This window comes from Microbacterium sp. B19(2022) (assembly GCF_012030385.1).
In the GTDB taxonomy this organism is placed as follows: domain Bacteria; phylum Actinomycetota; class Actinomycetes; order Actinomycetales; family Microbacteriaceae; genus Microbacterium; species Microbacterium oxydans_B.
In genome coordinates, this window is sequence record NZ_JAAUVO010000006.1 from 112,873 (window position 1) to 131,184 (window position 18,312).

At 68.1% G+C, this 18,312-nt stretch carries 16 protein-coding genes and 1 tRNA gene; 11 read left to right on the forward strand and 6 right to left on the reverse strand.

Annotated elements, in window-relative coordinates:
• The first annotated feature begins 159 nt into the window (after window positions 1–159).
• From pdhA to HCX50_RS07190, 3 genes are read left to right on the forward strand one after another with little or no spacing between them, the layout of a single operon-like run.
• A complete protein-coding gene (pdhA, locus tag HCX50_RS07180; protein WP_167633465.1) occupies window positions 160–1,275 on the forward strand; it encodes a pyruvate dehydrogenase (acetyl-transferring) E1 component subunit alpha in 1,116 nt (371 codons plus the stop codon).
• Between the two features lie 2 nt (window positions 1,276–1,277).
• On the forward strand, window positions 1,278–2,288 hold the full coding sequence (locus tag HCX50_RS07185) for an alpha-ketoacid dehydrogenase subunit beta (RefSeq protein ID WP_091036251.1): 1,011 nt from the start codon (window positions 1,278–1,280) through the stop codon (window positions 2,286–2,288).
• Window positions 2,285–3,643, forward strand: a complete 1,359-nt coding sequence (locus tag HCX50_RS07190) for a dihydrolipoamide acetyltransferase family protein (protein ID WP_167633467.1) — start codon at window positions 2,285–2,287, stop codon at window positions 3,641–3,643. Before HCX50_RS07185 ends, HCX50_RS07190 begins: the two co-directional genes overlap by 4 nt.
• Here HCX50_RS07190 and HCX50_RS07195 read toward each other — a convergent pair.
• Entirely contained in the window at window positions 3,636–4,244 is a 609-nt protein-coding gene (locus HCX50_RS07195; protein ID WP_167633469.1) for a TetR/AcrR family transcriptional regulator, read from the reverse strand. The two genes, HCX50_RS07190 and HCX50_RS07195, sit on opposite strands and share 8 nt — an antisense overlap.
• Window positions 4,245–4,355: 111 nt before the next feature.
• Here HCX50_RS07195 and HCX50_RS07200 point away from each other — a divergent pair, with 111 nt between their 5' ends.
• From HCX50_RS07200 to HCX50_RS07220, 5 genes are read left to right on the forward strand one after another with little or no spacing between them, the layout of a single operon-like run.
• Window positions 4,356–5,909, forward strand: coding sequence for a carboxyl transferase domain-containing protein (locus HCX50_RS07200; RefSeq protein ID WP_167633471.1), 1,554 nt, complete (start codon window positions 4,356–4,358; stop codon window positions 5,907–5,909).
• Window positions 5,910–5,914: 5 nt separating this feature from the next.
• Window positions 5,915–7,837: an acetyl/propionyl/methylcrotonyl-CoA carboxylase subunit alpha gene (locus HCX50_RS07205; RefSeq protein WP_091036263.1), complete on the forward strand. Its 1,923-nt coding sequence runs from the start codon at window positions 5,915–5,917 to the stop codon at window positions 7,835–7,837.
• 2 nt (window positions 7,838–7,839) lie between these two features.
• The gene (locus HCX50_RS07210; RefSeq protein ID WP_167633473.1) at window positions 7,840–8,988 is read left to right on the forward strand and encodes an acyl-CoA dehydrogenase family protein; all 1,149 of its coding nucleotides are present in this window, start codon (window positions 7,840–7,842) and stop codon (window positions 8,986–8,988) included.
• Window positions 8,989–9,029: 41 nt separating this feature from the next.
• On the forward strand, window positions 9,030–9,518 hold the full coding sequence (locus tag HCX50_RS07215) for a MaoC/PaaZ C-terminal domain-containing protein (protein ID WP_167633475.1): 489 nt from the start codon (window positions 9,030–9,032) through the stop codon (window positions 9,516–9,518).
• Window positions 9,515–10,321: an aldolase/citrate lyase family protein gene (locus tag HCX50_RS07220; RefSeq protein ID WP_167633477.1), complete on the forward strand. Its 807-nt coding sequence runs from the start codon at window positions 9,515–9,517 to the stop codon at window positions 10,319–10,321. Before HCX50_RS07215 ends, HCX50_RS07220 begins: the two co-directional genes overlap by 4 nt.
• Here HCX50_RS07220 and HCX50_RS07225 read toward each other — a convergent pair whose 3' ends face one another.
• Entirely contained in the window at window positions 10,322–10,909 is a 588-nt protein-coding gene (locus tag HCX50_RS07225) for a histidine phosphatase family protein (protein ID WP_167633479.1), read from the reverse strand.
• Window positions 10,906–11,745, reverse strand: a complete 840-nt coding sequence (locus tag HCX50_RS07230) for a Sir2 family NAD-dependent protein deacetylase (protein ID WP_091036275.1) — start codon at window positions 11,743–11,745, stop codon at window positions 10,906–10,908. The genes HCX50_RS07225 and HCX50_RS07230 overlap by 4 nt, the downstream gene beginning before the upstream one ends.
• A gap of 116 nt (window positions 11,746–11,861) precedes the next feature.
• Between HCX50_RS07230 and HCX50_RS07235 the strand changes: the two genes are divergently transcribed.
• Entirely contained in the window at window positions 11,862–12,662 is an 801-nt protein-coding gene (locus tag HCX50_RS07235; protein ID WP_167633480.1) for a TrmH family RNA methyltransferase, read from the forward strand.
• Between the two features lie 6 nt (window positions 12,663–12,668).
• Here the strand turns inward: HCX50_RS07235 and HCX50_RS07240 are convergent, their stop codons facing one another.
• Window positions 12,669–13,496, reverse strand: coding sequence for an SGNH/GDSL hydrolase family protein (locus HCX50_RS07240; protein WP_167633482.1), 828 nt, complete (start codon window positions 13,494–13,496; stop codon window positions 12,669–12,671).
• A 148-nt stretch (window positions 13,497–13,644) separates the two neighbouring features.
• Between HCX50_RS07240 and HCX50_RS07245 the strand changes: the two genes are divergently transcribed.
• Window positions 13,645–15,387 (forward strand): DEAD/DEAH box helicase, encoded by a 1,743-nt coding sequence (locus HCX50_RS07245; RefSeq protein WP_091037598.1) that lies wholly within the window; start codon window positions 13,645–13,647, stop codon window positions 15,385–15,387.
• Window positions 15,388–15,532: 145 nt separating this feature from the next.
• Complete coding sequence (locus HCX50_RS07250) at window positions 15,533–16,630, forward strand: VIT1/CCC1 transporter family protein (RefSeq protein ID WP_091036285.1); 1,098 nt, start codon at window positions 15,533–15,535, stop codon at window positions 16,628–16,630.
• 15 nt (window positions 16,631–16,645) lie between these two features.
• Here the strand turns inward: HCX50_RS07250 and HCX50_RS07255 are convergent, their stop codons facing one another.
• Window positions 16,646–17,986, reverse strand: coding sequence for a DUF1254 domain-containing protein (locus HCX50_RS07255; RefSeq protein ID WP_091036288.1), 1,341 nt, complete (start codon window positions 17,984–17,986; stop codon window positions 16,646–16,648).
• Between the two features lie 144 nt (window positions 17,987–18,130).
• Window positions 18,131–18,213 (reverse strand) — tRNA-Leu (locus HCX50_RS07260).
• Window positions 18,214–18,312: the final 99 nt, after the last annotated feature.

The window sequence follows — 18,312 nt, forward strand, 5'->3', positions numbered from 1 at the left end:
CCCTAGCAGTCGTAGTTCCCATCAAATTGAGCAACATGCTCAAGCGTCGCGAGAATGCTTGAGCGAGGTGTTCAGCAGACGTACTCTCAGAGCATGTCGGTGATGACGCCGGCATCAGCGTGCGGAGCCTCACGAGGGCCGCCGACGAGGAGGACGACGATGTCACCGCAGATCACCCCAATCGCAGACACCGCCCAGGATCTCGAGCTCTCAGAGCGCATCCTGGACCCGGACGGTCACCGGGTCTCGAACCCTCGGCTGGATCCGTTCGTCGCCGACGTCGATGCCGCACAGCTGCGATCCCTGCTGAGGGACATGGTCATCCTCCGTCGCATCGACGCCGAGGGCGTCGCGCTTCAGCGGCAGGGCCAGCTGGGGCTCTGGGCTCCGTGTCAGGGACAAGAGGCGACGCAGATCGGAACCGCCCGGGCACTCGCCCCTGAGGACTACGTGTTCCCCAGCTACCGGGAGACCGGGGTCATCTACGCCCGTGGCGCCCAACCGGGTGACTATGTGCGCATGTGGCGCGGAGAAGAGGGCGCCGCGTACGACCCCGCAGCTCTGGGGGTCGCGCCTCTGCAGATCATCATCGGCGCACAGACCCTGCATGCGGTGGGCTACGCCCTGGGCATCCAACGCGACGGTGCCGACGAGGTCGCGGTGACGTACTTCGGAGACGGGGCGACGAGCCAGGGCGATGTCAACGAGGCGATGATCTTCGCGGCGTCCTACCAGGCGCCGGTGGTCTTCGTGTGCCAGAACAACCATTGGGCGATCTCCGAGCCGGTCGCCGTGCAGTCGCAGTACCCGATCGCGGGGCGCGCTCCGGGATTCGGGATTCCGAGCCTCCGGGTCGACGGCAACGACGTGCTCGCGTGCATGGCCGCCATGCGCTGGGCGTTGCAGCATGCGCGCTCCGGCAAGGGTCCGGCGTTCATCGAAGCCGTGACCTATCGCATGGGGCCGCACACCACGGCCGACGATCCGACGCGCTATCGCGACGCGGAGGAGCTCGAGTCCTGGCGACGACGCGATCCGATAACGCGGCTGGAGGCACACCTTCGGGCCAGTGGTGATCTCACTGACGAGTACGTGGCAGAGACTCAGGCCGCCGCCGACGTCGTCGCGAAGGAGATGCGGGCTGCGTGCCTCGGAATGGTCACGCGTCCGCCGCTCGCTGTCTTCGACGGCGTCTACGCCGAACCCCACACGGGCCTCGAGCGTCAGCGCGGCGAGTATGCGGCGTACCTCGCTTCCTTCGAGAGCGAGGCGTGAACATGACTGAGCTCACTCTCGGAAAGGCACTCGGTGCCGGCCTGCGGCAAGCGATGCGCGACGATGACAAGGTCGTGCTCCTGGGCGAGGACATCGGCAAGCTGGGCGGTGTCTTCCGGATCACGGACGGGCTTCTCGACGAGTTCGGAGCGGCCAGAGTGATCGACACGCCGCTCGCCGAGTCCGGCATCGTCGGAACAGCCGTGGGCCTCGCCTTCCGCGGGTATCGTCCGGTCGTCGAGATCCAGTTCGACGGCTTCGTCTACCCCGCCTTCGACCAGATCGTCGCCCAGGTGGCCAAGCTGCACTATCGCACGCAGGGGCGTGTGAAGATGCCGATCACGATTCGAATCCCCTGGGCGGGAGGAATCGGCGCAGCCGAGCATCACTCCGAGTCTCCGGAGGCGTACTTCGTGCATACGGCGGGCATCCGGGTGATCGCAGTGTCGAACCCGGAAGACGCGTACCGGAGCCTGCGCCAGGCGATCGCATCCGATGATCCCGTGGTCTTCTTCGAGCCGAAGCGGCTGTACCACCACAAGGGAGACGTCGATCTCGAGGCTCCTCTCGCAGACGCACCGCCGATGGGACTGGCACGCGTCGTGCGCACAGGGACGGATGCGACTCTGATCACCTACGGTGCGATGGTCTCCACCGCGCTGCAGGCCGCGGAGGCCGCGGAGGACGAGGGGATATCGCTGGAGATCATCGATCTGCGATCCCTCTCGCCCGTCGACTACGACTCGGTCGCCGCGTCGGTGCGGAAGACCGGACGGGTCGTCGTCGCTCATGAAGCGTCCCGCGAGGCCGGTGTCGCGGCCGAGGTGATCGCGAGCATCACGGAACGCTGCTTCGAGTATCTCGAGTCAGCACCGCTACGGGTCACCGGCCACGATGTGCCCTACCCGCCGGCGAAGCTCGAGAAATATCACCTTCCGGACCTCGACCGCCTCCTGGATGCGGTCGACAGAGTCCTCGATCGGCCGAACAGCCTGACGGGAGCAGAGGCATGATCGCGGAGTTCCGTCTTCCGGACCTCGGAGAGGGGCTGGCCGAGGCCGAGGTCGTGCAGTGGTTGGTCGCCCCGGGTGACCCGGTCGCCCTCAACCAGACGCTGGCCGAAGTGGAGACCGCCAAGGCCGTGGTCGAGTTGCCGTCGCCGTACGAAGGCACGGTGGCGACCCTGCACGCCGAAGCCGGCGAGACTGTCGCCGTGGGGGCCGCGCTGATCGACTTCGAGGTCGTCGGTGACGAGGAGTCCGCTCCCGCGCCGGTGCCGGAATCGACGGAGAAGACGCAGCCGAACCTCGTCGGATACGGGGCCGCCCCCACCTCCACCGGACGACCTGCCCGTCGCGCACGCCGCACCGGGGCAGCACCAGCGGTGGTCGACACCTCCGTGCTCGAAGCCGCGCCGCACGACGCCACACCGTCCGCCGCGGTCGACTCCGTGGTGGAGCGACCGCGCTCGACACCGCCGGTCCGCGCGCACGCGAAGCGTCTCGGGATCGACCTGGTCCTCGTGGCCGCAGAGGTAGGAGATCGGCTGATCACACGCGCTGACATCGATGGCTACGCCGAGCGGGTCGGAGTCCGCGGCCCAGCCTCAAGCGTCGTTCACACCGACCCAGTGTCGTCGTTCACCCCCGCGGTTCCCGGAGATGGAGCGCGCGAGACCCGCATCCCGATTCGCGGGGTCCGCAAGCACACGGCCGCGGCCATGGTGCAGAGCGCTTTCACGGCCCCTCATGTGACCGTCTTCCACACGGTGGACGTGACGGCGACCATGGATCTGCTGGCCGGACTCCGTGCGGACCGCTCCCTCGACGCGCATCGGATCGGACCGCTGGCGGTCGTGGCGAAGGCTGTGTGTCTCGCTCTGGGGCGTACCCCGGGCCTCAACTCCCGTTGGGACGAGGCCGCCGGTGAGATCGTCCAGCACCACTATGTCGACCTGGGGATCGCGGCCGCGACGGATCGTGGGCTCATCGTCCCGATGATCCGCGACGCGGAGAGGCTGACACTGATCGAACTGGCTGATGCCGTGCGGACTCTCGCCGAGGTCGCACGTTCGGGGAAGACCTCTCCGGCGGAACTCGCCGGAGGCACCTTCTCGATCTCGAACATCGGGGTGTTCGGTGTCGATGCCGGCACGCCCATCCTTCCACCCGGACAGTCCGGGATCCTCGCGGTCGGCGCGGTGCGTCGTCAGCCCTGGGAGTTCCGAGGAGAGATCGCCCTCCGTCAGATGATGACGCTCAGCCTCTCGTTCGACCACCGGCTCGTCGACGGCGCGGAAGGCGCGCGATTCCTCAAGGACGTCGCGGACCTCCTTGAGGAACCGGGTCGGGCGATGCTGCTCAGGTAGTCGCGCGAAGCGCGGCGTCCGTCATCGCGACCAGCACGGTCGCGGTGGCGGAATGCCGCCGTGCGGCCGCCCGCGTGCTGTGCGGCGTGGAGTTGATGAGGCCGAAGCAGGCTTGGACGCGAAGGCGCAGCTCTTCCTGATCCGCTCCCCTGTCGCCCGCGGGATGCAGGGGAGCGAGGGCATCCATCCAGAGCTCGATGTAGGCACGCTGCAGACGGCGGACGGCGGCTCGATCCGCTTCGGACAGATAGGCGACGTCGCGGTCCTGCACCTGGATGACCTCCGCATTCCCGAGCGCGAAATCGACATGGAATGCGATCAGCCCGCGCATCCGCTCATCCGGGGTCGGCGTGCTGTCCACCACCCGCCGCCCGCCGTTCATCAAGTCCTCGCTCACCTTGACGAGCACCGCGCCCAGCAATGCCTGTTTGCCGGCGAAGTGCCGGTAGACCGCCGGGCCGGACACGCCCACGGCGGCGCCGATGTCTTCGAGGCTCACGCCGCTGTATCCGCGCGCGGCGAAGAGCCGCGCGGCGGCCTGCAGGATCGCATCGGACCGTTCGGCCTTGGCGCGGTCTCGGGCGGTGACCGGGCTTGTCATCTCAGTTAATCCTCGCTAACCTGAATCAACGGGTTAGTGCACACTAACCGAATATGCATGCACCGCGCCAGGGCGTCGCCCGCGCGGACGTGAGTCGAGGAGGACATCACGATGCCCGCAACGCAGGAGTCCCTGGCGCAGGAGCTGCGGGAGCGCCTCACGGTCGCCGCCCGCGGGGGACCGGCCGCATCCCGTGAACGCCATGTGTCTCGGGGCAAGCTGTTGCCGCGAGATCGGGTCGCGCGGGTTCTCGACGAGGGCAGCCCGTTTCTCGAGGTCGCCCCGCTCGCAGCCGACGGCCTGTACGGAGGCGAGGCTCCCGGTGCCGGAGTCATCGCCGGTATCGGCCTCGTGCACGGCCGCCACGTCATGGTGATCTGCAATGACGCGACGGTCAAGGGCGGCACATACTTCCCGCTCACGGTCAAGAAGCACCTGCGCGCACAGGAGATCGCTCTCGAGAACAGGCTGCCGTGTCTGTACCTGGTCGATTCGGGAGGCGCATTCCTCCCGAAGCAGGATGAGGTGTTCCCCGATCGCGAGCATTTCGGGCGGATCTTCTTCAATCAGGCGCGGATGTCGGCCGAGGGGATTCCTCAGCTGGCGGCGGTACTCGGATCCTGCACCGCCGGCGGCGCGTACGTGCCCGCGATGAGCGACGAGACGGTCATCGTGCGCGGTCAGGGAACGATCTTCCTCGGCGGGCCGCCGCTGGTGAAAGCAGCGATCGGCGAGGTCGTGACCGCCGAAGAACTGGGCGGGGGAGAGCTGCACGCACGCCGGAGCGGTGTCGTTGACCATCTTGCGGAAGACGACGAGCACGCGCTCGAGATCCTGCGCGACATCGTCGCCACTCTTCCCGCTCCTGCGGCACCCGCATGGGAGGTTCTGAGCAGCCGCCAGCCATCCGAGCTGTCGAGTCTGTACGACGCCGTTCCCGTCGACGTGAACGCCGCGTACGACGTGCACGAGGTCATCTCGCGCCTCATCGACGGTGACACGTTCCTCGAGTTCAAGCCTGAGTACGGCACCACGCTGGTCACGGGATTCGCCCGACTCCACGGGCACCCCGTGGGCATCGTCGCGAACAATGGCGTGCTGTTCAGCGAATCCGCACTCAAGGGAGCGCACTTCATCGAACTGTGCGATCAGCGCGGGATCCCCCTGTTGTTCCTGCAGAACATCACGGGGTTCATGGTGGGCTCCGATGCCGAGGCGGGTGGAATCGCCAAGGACGGCGCGAAGATGGTCACGGCCGTGGCGAGCACGAGGGTGCCGAAACTCACCGTCATCATCGGGGGCTCGTTCGGCGCCGGCAACTACTCGATGTGCGGACGGGCGTACTCGCCGCGATTCCTCTGGACCTGGCCGGCGAGCCGCATCTCCGTGATGGGCGGAACACAGGCGGCATCCGTCCTCGCCACGGTCAAGGAAGACCAGTTGTCCGCGCGTGGCGAGTCGTGGAGCACCGAGGAGCGTGGCGAGTTCGAAGCACCCATCCGCGAGCAGTACGAGCGCCAGGGCGAGCCCTATTACGCCACGGCACGGCTGTGGGACGACGGCATCGTTGATCCCGCGCAGACCCGCGACCTGCTCGGGCTCGCGCTCGACGTCGTCGCCCGCAGTCCGCTGCCCGAACCGCGCTTCGGCGTCTTCCGGATGTGAGTGCCATGTCATCACCGACCGTTTCCTTCCACACCGTCCTCGTCGCCAATCGTGGCGAGATCGCCCGTCGAGTCATCCGCACTCTCCGCACCCTCGGGATCCGCAGCGTCGCCGTGTACAGCGACGCGGATGCGTCGGCACCTCACGTCCGCGAAGCGGATCTGGCCGTACGGATCGGTCCTGCTCCTGCCGTCGAGTCCTACCTCGACATCGATGCGGTGATCGCCGCCGCCCGCAGCACCGGTGCACAGGCGATCCATCCCGGCTACGGGTTCCTCTCCGAGAGCGTCGGCCTCGCCGAGGCCTGCGCCGAGAGCGGCATCGTCTTCATCGGCCCCTCCGTCGATGCTCTGCAGATCATGGGAGACAAGGCCCGCGCCCGCGAGCATGTGCTACGCCACGGAGTTCCGGTCGTCCCGGGCTTCGACGCCAAAGGCCTGTCCGACCACGAGATCGCCGAGGAGGCGGAGAACGTCGGCTACCCGTTGCTCGTCAAGCCCAGCGCGGGCGGTGGGGGAAAGGGCATGGAGGTCGTGACCGATCCCGCGGGGCTGCGCGGAGCGCTCGCCTCGGCTCGTCGGGTGGCGTCTGCGGCTTTCGGAGATGACTCGCTCATCCTCGAGCGTCTGATCCGTCGACCACGGCACATCGAGGTGCAGGTCTTCGGCGATGCCCACGGCACGGTCATCGCCCTCGGCGAGCGCGAGTGCACGCTGCAGCGTCGCCATCAGAAGGTCATCGAGGAGGCGCCGTCGGCGGGCATTCCCGCGCACACGAGGGAGCGGCTGCTCGAGGCGGCCGTTCTGGCAGCGGAGAGCGTCGAGTACGTCGGCGCCGGCACGGTCGAGTTCCTCATCGACGCCGACGCGCCGGACGAGGTCTTCTTTATCGAGATGAACACGCGACTCCAGGTGGAGCATCCCGTCACCGAGGAGGTCACCGGGCTGGATCTCGTCTCGCTCCAACTGCGAGTGGCCGACGGGCTTCCGCTGGACGTCACGCCGCGGTTGCGCGGCCATGCGGTCGAAGCGCGCGTGTACGCCGAGTCACCCGAGCGCGGCTTTCTGCCCTCCACGGGTACGGTCCTCCTGTTCGACCCGCCGCCCGGAGTGCGCGTGGATTCGGCGATCGAGACGGGGATCGAGGTCACCGGTTTCTACGACCCGATGATCGCGAAGGTCGTCTCGTTCGCCGATGATCGTGAAGCCGCCCTCGCGCGCCTCGATGAGGCACTCGCACGCATGGTGGTCTTGGGCGTCGACACGAACATCGCCTTCCTGCGGACCCTGTGCCGACACGAGAGAGTGGTCGCGGGTGATCTCGACACCGGACTCATCGAGACGCTGCTGCCCTGGAAAGCGGAACGCCCGTCGCGCGCCCAGTTGGCTGCGGCGAGGAAGGTGTCGGCCACCGGAGCAGGGGAACCGCTGCGGACCACCGCGCTGTGGCGGGAGCGTCCAGGCTGGAGGCTGGGTGCCGCGGCCGTACCGGAGGCGACGTTCGTGGCCCTCACGGATGACGACGAAGAGGTTGAACTCGGCGCCGGGGAAGGGCCCGCCCCGCACGGGGTGGTGCATGCCGAGATGGACGCCGATGGCGCGGTCTGGGTGTCGGAGAGAGGCCGCACGGTGCGTCTGCGCCCGCTCGACAGGCGGCACAGGACGCTTCATCGTCTCGCTCAGCGCGAAGCAGGATCGGCGAGGACCGAGCCTGAGGGGCGAGCGCCCATGCCGGGCAGCGTCGTTGCCGTGCTGGTTGCGAACGGGGATGCGGTCTCGGCCGGCGACCCACTCGTCGCGATCGAGGCGATGAAGATGGAGCACCAGGTGCTGGCACCCCGCGATGGCGTGGTGCACCTGCTGGTCGCGGTGGGCGATCAGGTGCGGCGTGACCAACCGGTCGCCCGCGTGACGACGGAGGAGAGTTGAACATGGAAGACCTGTCCGAGGAGGAGCGCGAGCTCGCCGCGATGGTGCGGGAGTTCGCGGACACGGTGGTCGCGCCGCAGTCGTATGAGGCCGACCGCACGCACACACTGTCGATGGACGTCGTCTCGCAGATGGGCGATCTCGGCCTGTTCGGTCTGCCGTTCCCCGAGGAGTACGGCGGTCAGGGCGGTGACTACATGGCGCTCGGCATCGCGATCGAGGCCCTGGGGCGGGTGGACCAGTCGATCGCCATCACACTCGAAGCCGGGGTGAGCCTCGGTGCCATGCCGATCTACCGCTTCGGTACCGAAGAGCAGCGGCAGGAGTTCCTTCCCGATCTGCTCGCGGGGCGGGCGCTGGCGGGCTTCGGCCTCACCGAACCGGAAGCCGGCAGTGACGCCGGCGCGACCAGGACCACCGCACGCCTCGAGGGCGACGAGTGGGTCATCGACGGCTCCAAGCAGTTCATCACCAACTCGGGCACCCCGATCACCTGCTTCGTCACGGTGACCGCCGTGACCGGGAACGAGAACGGGCGCAAGGAGATCTCCACGATCATCGTCCCGAACGGCACACCCGGTTTCACGGTCGAGGCCCCCTACGACAAGGTCGGTTGGAACGCCTCCGACACCCACCCCCTGACGTTCGAGGGGGCGAGGGTTCCTGCCGCGAACCTGTTGGGGGAGCGGGGGAGCGGTTTCCGGAGCTTCCTCAGCATCCTCGACGAAGGCCGCATCGCGATCGCCGCGCTCTCGACCGGAGCGGCCGAGGGCTGTCTGGAGGCCGCCGTCGAGTATGCAAAGAGCCGGACGATCTTCGGGGCGGCGCTGAGCACACGCCAGAATGCGCAGTTCACCCTGGCCCGCATGCGGGCGCGTGTTCACACCGCACGGCTCGCCTGGCATCACGCGGCGCGGCTGCGGGATGCGGGGAAGCCGTTCGCGGAGGCTGCAGCGATCGCCAAGCTGGTGGGCGGGGAGGCAGCGATGGACAACGCCAGAGACGCCACCCAGATCTTCGGGGGCAACGGCTTCATGAACGAATTCCCGGTCGCTCGCCACTACCGCGACTCGAAGATCCTCGAGATCGGCGAGGGCACCACCGAGGTCCAGCTGCTGGTCATCGCGCGCGGACTCGGACTCGCCGGGTAGCGTGGCCCCATGCGCCGTACCGAGCGACGAACGGAGTCGAAGTGACCACGCACGACATCCTCCAGAGGGGTCTGTATTACGAGGAGTTCATGGTCGATGCCCGTTACCTGCACCGCCCAGGCCGCACGGCGACCGAGGCCGACAACGTGCTGTTCACGACGCTCACCATGAACACGCAGGCGCTGCACCTCGACGCCGCGTTCGCCGATGCGCAGGACCCGTTCCGTGCGCGGCTGATGAATTCGATGTGGACGCTGTCGACGATGGTCGGCGTCTCTGTCGCGCAGCTGACGCAGGGCACACTGGTCGCACAGCTCGGGTTCGGCGACATCGTCTTCCCGCACCCGCTGTTCGCCGGCGACACCCTTTATACCGAGAGCGTCATCGTCGACAAGCGGCTGTCCTCCTCACGCCCGGGCCAAGGCATCGTGAAGATCGCTCACACCGGACGCAATCAAGACGACACGGTTGTGGCGACCGCGGTGCGGTCCGTCCTCGTCCACTGCCTCCGGGAAGGACGCGACAAGTGACTTTCGCTCTCGGGCCGGCCCTTCTGTTCTGCCCCGCCGATCGACCGGAGCGCTTCCGCAAGGCGCTGGACCGGTCGGACGCGATCATCCTCGACCTCGAAGATGCCGTCCTCCCGGAGGGGAAGGCCGTGGCGCGCCGAAATGTGATCGATGCAGACATCGACGCCGCGCGGGTCATCGTGCGCGTGAACGCGCCAGGCACCGAAGCGTTCACGGCCGATCTCGACGCACTCGCCGCGACCGACTTCCACACGGTGATGGTGGCGAAGACAGAGAGCGCCGAGAGCCTCGATGCGTTCGACCAGCGGTACTCGCTGATCGCGCTGTGCGAGACCGCACGCGGCATCCATGCGGCCGACCGGATCGCCGCGCACCCCCGGGTGACCGCGATGATGTGGGGCGCAGAGGATCTCGTGGCCTCTCTCGGCGGAACCTCATCACGGAATACGGAGGGTGGCTATCGCGATATCGCCCGGTACGCCCGTGCTCGTGTCCTCCTCGAGTCCGGCGCGCACGGCAAAGCGGCCATCGACGCCGTGCACATCGACATCGACGACGCCGAGGGGCTGCAGCGCGAGGCGATGGACGCCGCCGCCTCGGGGTTCCAAGCCACGGCCTGCATCCATCCGAACCAGGTGACGGCGATCAGGGCCGCGTATCGGCCGGACGACCATGCGGTGGCCTGGGCGCGGGCGGTGCTCGCGGCGGCGGCCACGGAGCGCGGCGTGTTCCGCTTCGAGGGGCGCATGATCGACGAACCGGTGCTCCGGCACGCGCGATCGGTCGTCTCCCGCGTCAGCTGATCAGACGACCGGCGACTCCTCGAGGAGTCGCAGGTAGCCGGGCGCCGCGACGAAGCGGTGTGCGGACCCGTTGCGCAGGACCTCGCCGTCGCGGGGGAGCGTCCCACCGGAGACGTGATCGATCACGGCGCGGATTACGCCGCCGTGTGCCACCACGAGGACCGATTCCGCCTGCGGGGCCGAGCGACGTCGCGCTTCGCGGGCGATCGCGTGGAGCGCAGCGATGGCACGCTCGCCGACCTGCTCCAGGGACTCCGCCCCCGGCACCTCGGCGTGCCAGTCGCCGTACGTCGAGATGTAGTCCTCGACGAGCAAGCCCTCGCCGTCGCCGAACTCGCGTTCCCGGATGTCGGGCACCACGCCGAAGACCTCGAGTCCGAGTCGGTCGGCGATGATCTCGGCCGTCTCCTTGGCGCGCAGCAGCGGACTGGTGTAGACCGCGTGATGCGTGCTGGCGGCGAGGCTCTCGGCCGCCCTCCGCGCATCTTCTCGCCCGGTCTCGTTCAACGGGATGTCGGTCGAGCCCTGGATTCGTCGAGCGAGGTTCCAATCGGTCTGGCCATGGCGGATGAGGGTGAGGTGGGTCACGAGAGCAGTTCCTGAAGTGCGGGGAGCACGTCGCTGGTGCCGGCGGCGATGGTGACATCAGCCCAGGCATCCGCACGCGTCGGCTCGCGGTTGACGATGATCAGAGGGATGTTACGGCGTCTGGCGCGCTCGACCAGCCGCACGCCCGAGTTCACGACCAGTGAGGAGCCGGCGACGATGAGGGCGGAGCTGGAGCGCAGCAGCGACTCCGCGGCGCGGAACCGGTCCAGCGGGACGTACTCGCCGAAGAAGACGACGTCGGGTTTCAGCATTCCGCCGCACACCGTGCACACCGGCACGATGAATCCCTCGGTGGATTCGGGGAGGACATCGCCGTCGGGACCGAGCGCCACGTTCTCCGGAATGGTGATCCAGGGGTTCTGCTCCTCGATCTGCACCGCGATGTCGCGGCGGTCGAAGACCTGACCGCACTGCAGGCAGAAGACGCGACGCATCGTGCCGTGCACTTCGATCACATGCGAGCTCCCGGCGCGCAGATGGAGCCCGTCGACGTTCTGGGTGATGACGCCCGAGACGTTCCCCGCGGCCTCGAGCTGTGCGAGAGCGAGGTGTCCTGCGTTGGGTTCCGCGCGCGCGAACGCACGCCAGCCGAGGTGGCCGCCGACCCAGTAGCGTCGTCGCGCCGCCTCGTCGCCCAGGTACGTCTGGATCGTCATCGGGTCGCTGCGGGTTCTGGCACCCTCTCCGCGATACGCGGGTATGCCCGAGTCGGTGGAGATGCCGGCGCCGGTCAAGAGGGCGATGCGTCTGCCACGCAGCAACTCGGCGGCGTGGGAGATGGCGGCCGACAGCTCGGCGGTGTTCGAGACGCTCACAGGACCTCCTCGAGCGAGTCTACGGCGTGGAGCGGGGACCGGCCTCGTGGCGCAGGCCGTGTGCAGCGCCCGGGAGCCGTCGGAGCGGAGGTACGAGCAGTGGCAGAGTGGGACGCATGCGACTGGTGCCTGTGACCGATGCCGACGATCCGCGCCTCGACGACTACCGCGGGCTCACCGACACCGCGCTGCGCACCATCCGCGAACCGGCGGGCGGGCTGTACATCGCGGAGTCGACGAAGGTCATCGCCCGTGCGGTGGCAGCCGGGCATCGTCCGCGCTCTGTGCTGGTGCAGGAGCGCCGTGTCGAAGACATCCGTGGAATCGTCGGCGATCTCGACGTGCCCGTGTACGTCGTCCCGGACGATGTGGCGGAATCGGTGACCGGCTTCGCCGTACACCGTGGAACGATCGCGTCGATGCACCGCCCGGAGCTGCCGACGGTTCGAGACGTAATCGACGGCGCCTCTGTCGTTCTGATCCTCGAGAACATCGGCGATCACACGAACGTCGGTGCCGCGTTCCGTGCGGCGGCCGGTCTCGGCGCCGATGCCGTTCTGGTGTCGCCGGGTGGTGCCGATCCGCTGTATCGGCGCAGCGTGCGCGTGAGCATGGGGACGGTCTTCCAGGTCCCGTGGACGCGGATCACCGATTGGGATGCTGCCGTCGCAGACCTTCATGCCGCGCGTTTCGACATCGCGGCACTGGCGCTGCGCGACGATGCGGTGACACTCGACGCCTACGTCGCCGACCGCCCCGAGCGCGTCGCCCTCGTCATGGGCTCGGAGGGCGACGGTCTCTCCCGCACGGTGATCGACAGCGCCGACACCGTCGTCACGATCCCGATGTCCGGCGGGGTCGACTCGCTGAACGTCGCCTCCGCAGCAGCCGTGGCGCTGTGGGCGGTGAAGGGCTGAGAAGCTTCAGTCGCGCTCCGGGAAGATGACCGGCGAGGGATCAGGACGCTTTGCGGCCAGGTTGTCGCCCGACGACTGATGGCGCAGCCGACGCAGAACCCAGGGCATCAAGTGCTCGCGGGCCCATCCGAGGTCTTCCGATCGCGCCTCGCGCCAGGTCCGCAGCGGGTACGGCTCGGGCTGCATGGCCTCGAGGTCGTTCGGGACGTTCAGGGCGCGGAGCGCCATGCGTGCGACCTCGTGGTGGCCGAGGGCGTTGAAGTGCAGCCGATCGTCGTCGAAGAACCGCATGTCCTGGACGACCTTGAGGGCCCACTGATCCGCGACGATGCAGTCGTGACGCTCCGCGATCGCCCGGACGTTCTCGTTGTAGATGGCGACCTTTCCGCGGAAGGCGCGGAACACCGGAGTGAAACCCGTGTCGATGCCGGTGAACAGGAGGACGGCCGCTCCAGTGGACGCGAGGCGTGCCACGGCATCCTCGAGCTGACTCGCGATGGCGTCGGGGTCGGTGCCCGGGCGGATCACGTCGTTTCCCCCGGCGCAGATCGAGACGAGGTCGGGACGCAGCGCGACGGCCGGTTCGATCTGGTCGGCGACGATCTGCGCGATGAGCTTCCCGCGGACGGCGAGATTCGCGTAGGCGAAGTCGTCCACCTGGGCGGCGAGCACCTCTGCCACCCGGTCGGCCCAGCCGCGGTGGCTGCCGGGGTGCGCCGGATCCGGGTCGCCGATGCCCTCCGTGAACGAGTCTCCGACGGCGACGAAGCGTCGCCACGGGTGAGCGGTCTCGTTGGGCATGTACGGGGTCCGAGTCGAATCCTGGTCGGTCATCCAGCTCTCCTTCGCGAACGTCTGCCCAGGCGGCGGTGGCCGCAGCGCAGTGACCGAGCCTACCTGCACGCGCCGGCCCGAGGGAGGGGCGCGCGCGAGAAGTGAGGCACGTGCGACAGTGTCCGCAGCACCGATTATCGTGGACTCGATGCTCTCTCCGTCCTTTCCCCAGCGTGCCCCTTGGGGAACCGCAAGCAAGCTGCGCGCCTGGCAACAGGAGGCGCTGGAACAGTACTTCGAAGCCGATCAGCGAGACTTCCTCGTCGCGGCGACCCCTGGCGCAGGCAAGACCACCTTCGCCCTCACCCTCGCCGTCGAACTCATGCGCATCGGCGAGGTGAACCGCATCATCGTGGTGGCGCCGACCGAGCACCTCAAGACGCAGTGGGCGGATGCCGCGGCGCGCGTGCACATCCGGCTCGACCCGCGATTCCGCAACAGCGACTGGGCGCCCGCACGTCACTACCACGGCGCCGTCGTCACCTACGCGCAGGTGGCTGCAAAGTCGTCCGTGCATCGGCATCTGACGGAGGATGCCAAAACCCTCGTGGTGCTCGACGAGGTCCACCATGGGGGAGATGCCCTGAGCTGGGGTGACGCCATCCGCGACGCCTACGGCCCCGCGAAGCGGCGCCTGCTGCTGTCGGGAACGCCGTTCCGCAGCGATACGGCGCCGATCCCGTTCGTGGAGTACCACCCCGACGAATCCGGGGCTCGCGTATCGCGCACCGATTACAACTACGGCTACGGTCGAGCCCTGGCCGACGGGGTCGTGCGTCCCGTGCTCTTCCACATGTACGCGGGCAAGATGCGCTGGCGCACCACCACCGGCGACGAACTCGAGACGCACCTCGGGCAGGACAACACGAAGGATGTGACGTCCCAGGCCTGGCGCACGGCGCTCGATCCCGAAGGCGAGTGGATGCCGGCCGTGCTGTCGGCCGCAGATCGCCGCCTCACCGAGATCCGCCACCATGTGCCGGATGCGGGTGGCCTCGTGCTCGCCACCGATCAGACGGTGGCACGGGCGTACGCCAAGATCCTGCACAGCATCACCGGGCAGCAGCCGACGATCGTGCTCTCCGATGACGCGACCGCTTCCGAGCGGATCGAGAAGTTCAGCGCGAACGACTCCCGCTGGATGGTCGCGGTCCGCATGGTGTCAGAGGGTGTCGACGTGCCGCGTCTCGCCGTCGGCGTGTATGCCACGTCGTCCTCCACTCCACTCTTCTTCGCCCAGGCGATCGGCCGATTCGTGCGGGCCCGTCGTCGTGGCGAGGCCGCCAGCGTGTTCCTGCCGCAGGTGCCCGTGCTCATGGGCCTGGCGAACGAGATGGACAAGCAGCGCGACCATGCGCTCGACCGGCAGTCGAAGGAAGAAGACGGACTCGACGATTCCCTGCTCGAGAGTGCCAACCGCGAAGAGGAGACCTCGGATGCCCTGACGCAGGAGTTCAGCTACCAGGCGCTCTCCTCGGTCGCGCACTTCGACCGCGTCGTCTTCGAAGGCCAGGAGTTCGGACAGCTGGCCGAGCCCGGCACCCCCGAGGAGGAGGAGTTCATCGGTTTCCCCGGCCTCCTCGAGCCCGAGCACGTGCACGAGCTGCTCATGCAGCGCCAGACCCGACAGTCGCGGCTGCGAGAGGTGCGCGAGGCCTCTGCCGGTCCGACCGAGACGACGACTCTTCCTCCGCCCCTCCATCGCACGCTCAAGGAGCAGCGGCAGCTCTTGAACAGTCTGGTGGGGCTCTACGCCCGGCAGAGGGGTGAGCCGCACGGCGCGGTGCATGCCGAGCTCCGGCGCATCTGCGGAGGACCGGCAGTGGCGCAGGCGACCGTGACGCAGCTGCAGTCGCGCATCGAAGTCCTGCGCAAGCGCGTGCGCTCCTGATCCGACCTCGACGGCTCCGCTCCGGAGCGCTGCTTCGGATCCCCGAAATGCTGTCAATCCGCGTCTGAGCGGGGTGTCGTCGAGACTCCACGGCTAGCGTTGAACGGTTGCCCGCGCACCGGGCACCGTCACATCTGGAGGATCCATGACAGCCCCCGCTGCCGCCGACCCGACCCCCGCCGATCGCCGGCGCTGGGCGCGCTACCTGGTCGAGGAGCGCGCCGAAGGCGCCGTGTACCAGAGACTCGCGGCGCGCCGCTCGGGGGAGGAACGTGAGATCCTCCTGAGGCTTGCAGACGCCGAACGCCGCCATGAGCAGCACTGGCTCGACCTTCTCGGGGCAGAGCCCGCACGGCTGCCGCGTGCCGGCGTCCGATCGCGGTTGCTCGGCTGGATGGCGGGCCGCTTCGGGTCGATCTTCGTGCTCGCGCTCGCCCAGAGTGCCGAGGCTCGTTCGCCCTACGACTCCGAGCAGTATGCGACTCCCGCGATGCGCGCGGACGAGAAGGTGCACTACGAGGTCGTCCGCGGACTCGCTGCGCGGGGACGCAGGCGCCTGTCCGGATCGTTCCGCGCTGCCGTGTTCGGTGCCAACGACGGCCTCGTGAGCAACCTCGCGCTGGTGCTCGGCATCGGCGCGACCGGGGTCAGTTCCGGCTTCGTCCTCTTCAGCGGCATCGCAGGACTGCTGGCGGGCGCGCTGTCGATGGGTGCGGGGGAGTTCGTGTCGGTGCGTTCGCAGCGCGAGTTGCTCGCGGCGACCGAGGCGAATGAGGACGCCCATGCCGCTGCCGGCGATCTCGACATCGACGAGAACGAACTCGCGCTCGTGTATCGGGCGCGCGGCATGGACCAGGAGGAGTCGCTGTCGCGCGCGCGACGGATCGTCTCGGCTGCGCAGGCGGGGGTCAGCCGCGCGGCAACGGGTCCGGTGAACATCCAGTCCGGAGACGATCACGAGATCGTCGGGAGCGACTGGACGGCGGCGATCTCGAGCTTCCTGCTGTTCGCCTCCGGAGCGATCATTCCGGTCCTGCCCTGGATCTTCGGCCTCCAGGGCACGACGGCGATCATCGTCGCCTTGATTCTGGTCGGCATCGCGCTGCTGAGCACGGGCGCGATGGTGGGCGTGCTCTCGGGCGGCCCGCCCCTGCGCCGCGCCCTCCGTCAGCTCGCAATCGGCTTCGGCGCCGCCGCCATCACGTACGTGCTCGGCCTCGTGTTCGGTGTCGGCACAGCCTGATCGGCGTGCGCGGACTCACCCCACCACCCGATTGATCGCGGGGACCGTGTATCGGCGGTCGAGAACGGCAGGGTCGGGTTCGTACATCCGCATCACCGGCCGGAAGTCTCCGGCCGGTGCGGGAAGCCAGTTGGCCGCCGCCGTCGCATCTTCGGGTCGTTCATGGCTGATCGTGATGGTGAGAGCGCCTTCCGCATCGCGGACCAGGCCCGGGGTCCTGTCGCCGATGGAGTACCGCGCGATGGGATTCTCCACCAGGTAGAACTCCGGAACGGAGTACATCGTCAACGACCAGAAGGCGGACACGGGCGGCTCGGGGTCCAGACGCAGCGTGTATGTCCGGGCACCGGTGAGCTGTTCTCCGCGGTCGTCGACGTACGTCATGATGTACGCCGCTTCGTAGGGGTGGTTGCCCCATAGACCGCCGAGTGCGGCAGCTGCGCGTTCGGCGATTCGCAGTTCGGGGTCGGTCATCTTGAAGCGGTCGTCATCCAGGGCACCGACCTCGAAGTAGTCGAGGTTGTAGTCGAAGGCGTGGAAGGTGAGCTTCCACCCGTTCTCTTCCGGGCTGGAGCCGTGCGTCAGGATCGTATGGAGGGTCTCCTTGGCGGCATCCATGTCGCCGACCAGGCGCGCGGCGTCGGAGAGCGGCATCGACGCATAGGGTGATGCGCCCCGCACGGCGATCCCCGTCGAGGCGAGCGAGTCCTGCAACGGACGATCACGCTGTGCGGGTGGGAACTGCTGCGACCAGACGCGGAGCTTCTCGAGGAAGAGCGCGCTCCCCGGCACGTCGGGATCCGGGACGGCGAGGCCTGCAGGAACGGCATCAGGATCTCGCGGCGTCAGCGTCGTGGCGTCCTGGAGTGCGTGTACTTCGGGGAGCTCGTGATCACCGCTCACTGCCCAGCGTCCGACTATCGAGGCGATCGTCGTCGGGAATCGGATCACGACCGTATCTCCGGCGTCGCCGGTCCAAGACGGCGGGACGAGGAGGAACCTCCCCGCGCCCGTTCCGGTCGCGCGATGTCCGACGTAGGCGAAGTTGTTCGTCCATGCGTCGACGAACTGGAGGACGTAATAGCGGCCAGCAGTGTCAGGGACCTGCAGCTCGACCGGGCCGACACTGAGGTCGACCTGCGCCATCGAATACAGCGTGTCGTTGTTGATCGTGACGAACGTGTCTGCCGGCCCTGCGAGCGTCCGAGCGTGGCTGAAGGTGTTGAACCGGGCGGCGGGGTTGGCGCCGACCCCGGTGGTCGTGTAGCGCGTGACCTGATCGAGGTTGAACACGAGCGGGAAACCGTAAAGGTAGGCCTGGGTGATCGTCGAACGATCGGCATCGAGGGCTGTCATGCGGATCAGGCTATCCAGAGCCGTTCGCGTGCAGGGGGAGGAGATCATCCCCCTCGGATGAGGTCACTCGTGCGTTGCCTCGCGTCGCCTGCGGACAACGAAGAAGGCCCCGGATCCAGGGGATCCGGGGCCTTCTTCTTCCTGTGCGCGGAGGGGGACTTGAACCCCCACGCCCTTACGGGCACTACGACCTCAACGTAGCGCGTCTACCATTCCGCCACCCGCGCAGGTTTTGGATGATCGTTGCCGACCGAAGAATGACATTACCACGTTCCCCGCGGCCTCTCGAACCGAGCGGTACGCCCGGGCGTGGCACGCGGTTTCGA

Excerpts from the sequence above, each read along its gene's own strand:
- pdhA (WP_167633465.1), top strand. The coding sequence starts at position 160 with ATGTCACCGCAGATCACCCCAATCGCAGACACCGCCCAGGATCTCGAG.
- HCX50_RS07185 (WP_091036251.1), top strand. The coding sequence starts at position 1,278 with ATGACTGAGCTCACTCTCGGAAAGGCACTCGGTGCCGGCCTGCGGCAA.
- HCX50_RS07190 (WP_167633467.1), top strand. The coding sequence starts at position 2,285 with ATGATCGCGGAGTTCCGTCTTCCGGACCTCGGAGAGGGGCTGGCCGAG.
- HCX50_RS07195 (WP_167633469.1), bottom strand. The coding sequence starts at position 4,244 with ATGACAAGCCCGGTCACCGCCCGAGACCGCGCCAAGGCCGAACGGTCC.
- HCX50_RS07200 (WP_167633471.1), top strand. The coding sequence starts at position 4,356 with ATGCCCGCAACGCAGGAGTCCCTGGCGCAGGAGCTGCGGGAGCGCCTC.
- HCX50_RS07205 (WP_091036263.1), top strand. The coding sequence starts at position 5,915 with ATGTCATCACCGACCGTTTCCTTCCACACCGTCCTCGTCGCCAATCGT.
- HCX50_RS07210 (WP_167633473.1), top strand. The coding sequence starts at position 7,840 with ATGGAAGACCTGTCCGAGGAGGAGCGCGAGCTCGCCGCGATGGTGCGG.
- HCX50_RS07235 (WP_167633480.1), top strand. The coding sequence starts at position 11,862 with ATGCGACTGGTGCCTGTGACCGATGCCGACGATCCGCGCCTCGACGAC.
- HCX50_RS07240 (WP_167633482.1), bottom strand. The coding sequence starts at position 13,496 with ATGACCGACCAGGATTCGACTCGGACCCCGTACATGCCCAACGAGACC.
- HCX50_RS07245 (WP_091037598.1), top strand. The coding sequence starts at position 13,645 with ATGCTCTCTCCGTCCTTTCCCCAGCGTGCCCCTTGGGGAACCGCAAGC.
- HCX50_RS07250 (WP_091036285.1), top strand. The coding sequence starts at position 15,533 with ATGACAGCCCCCGCTGCCGCCGACCCGACCCCCGCCGATCGCCGGCGC.
- HCX50_RS07255 (WP_091036288.1), bottom strand. The coding sequence starts at position 17,986 with ATGACAGCCCTCGATGCCGATCGTTCGACGATCACCCAGGCCTACCTT.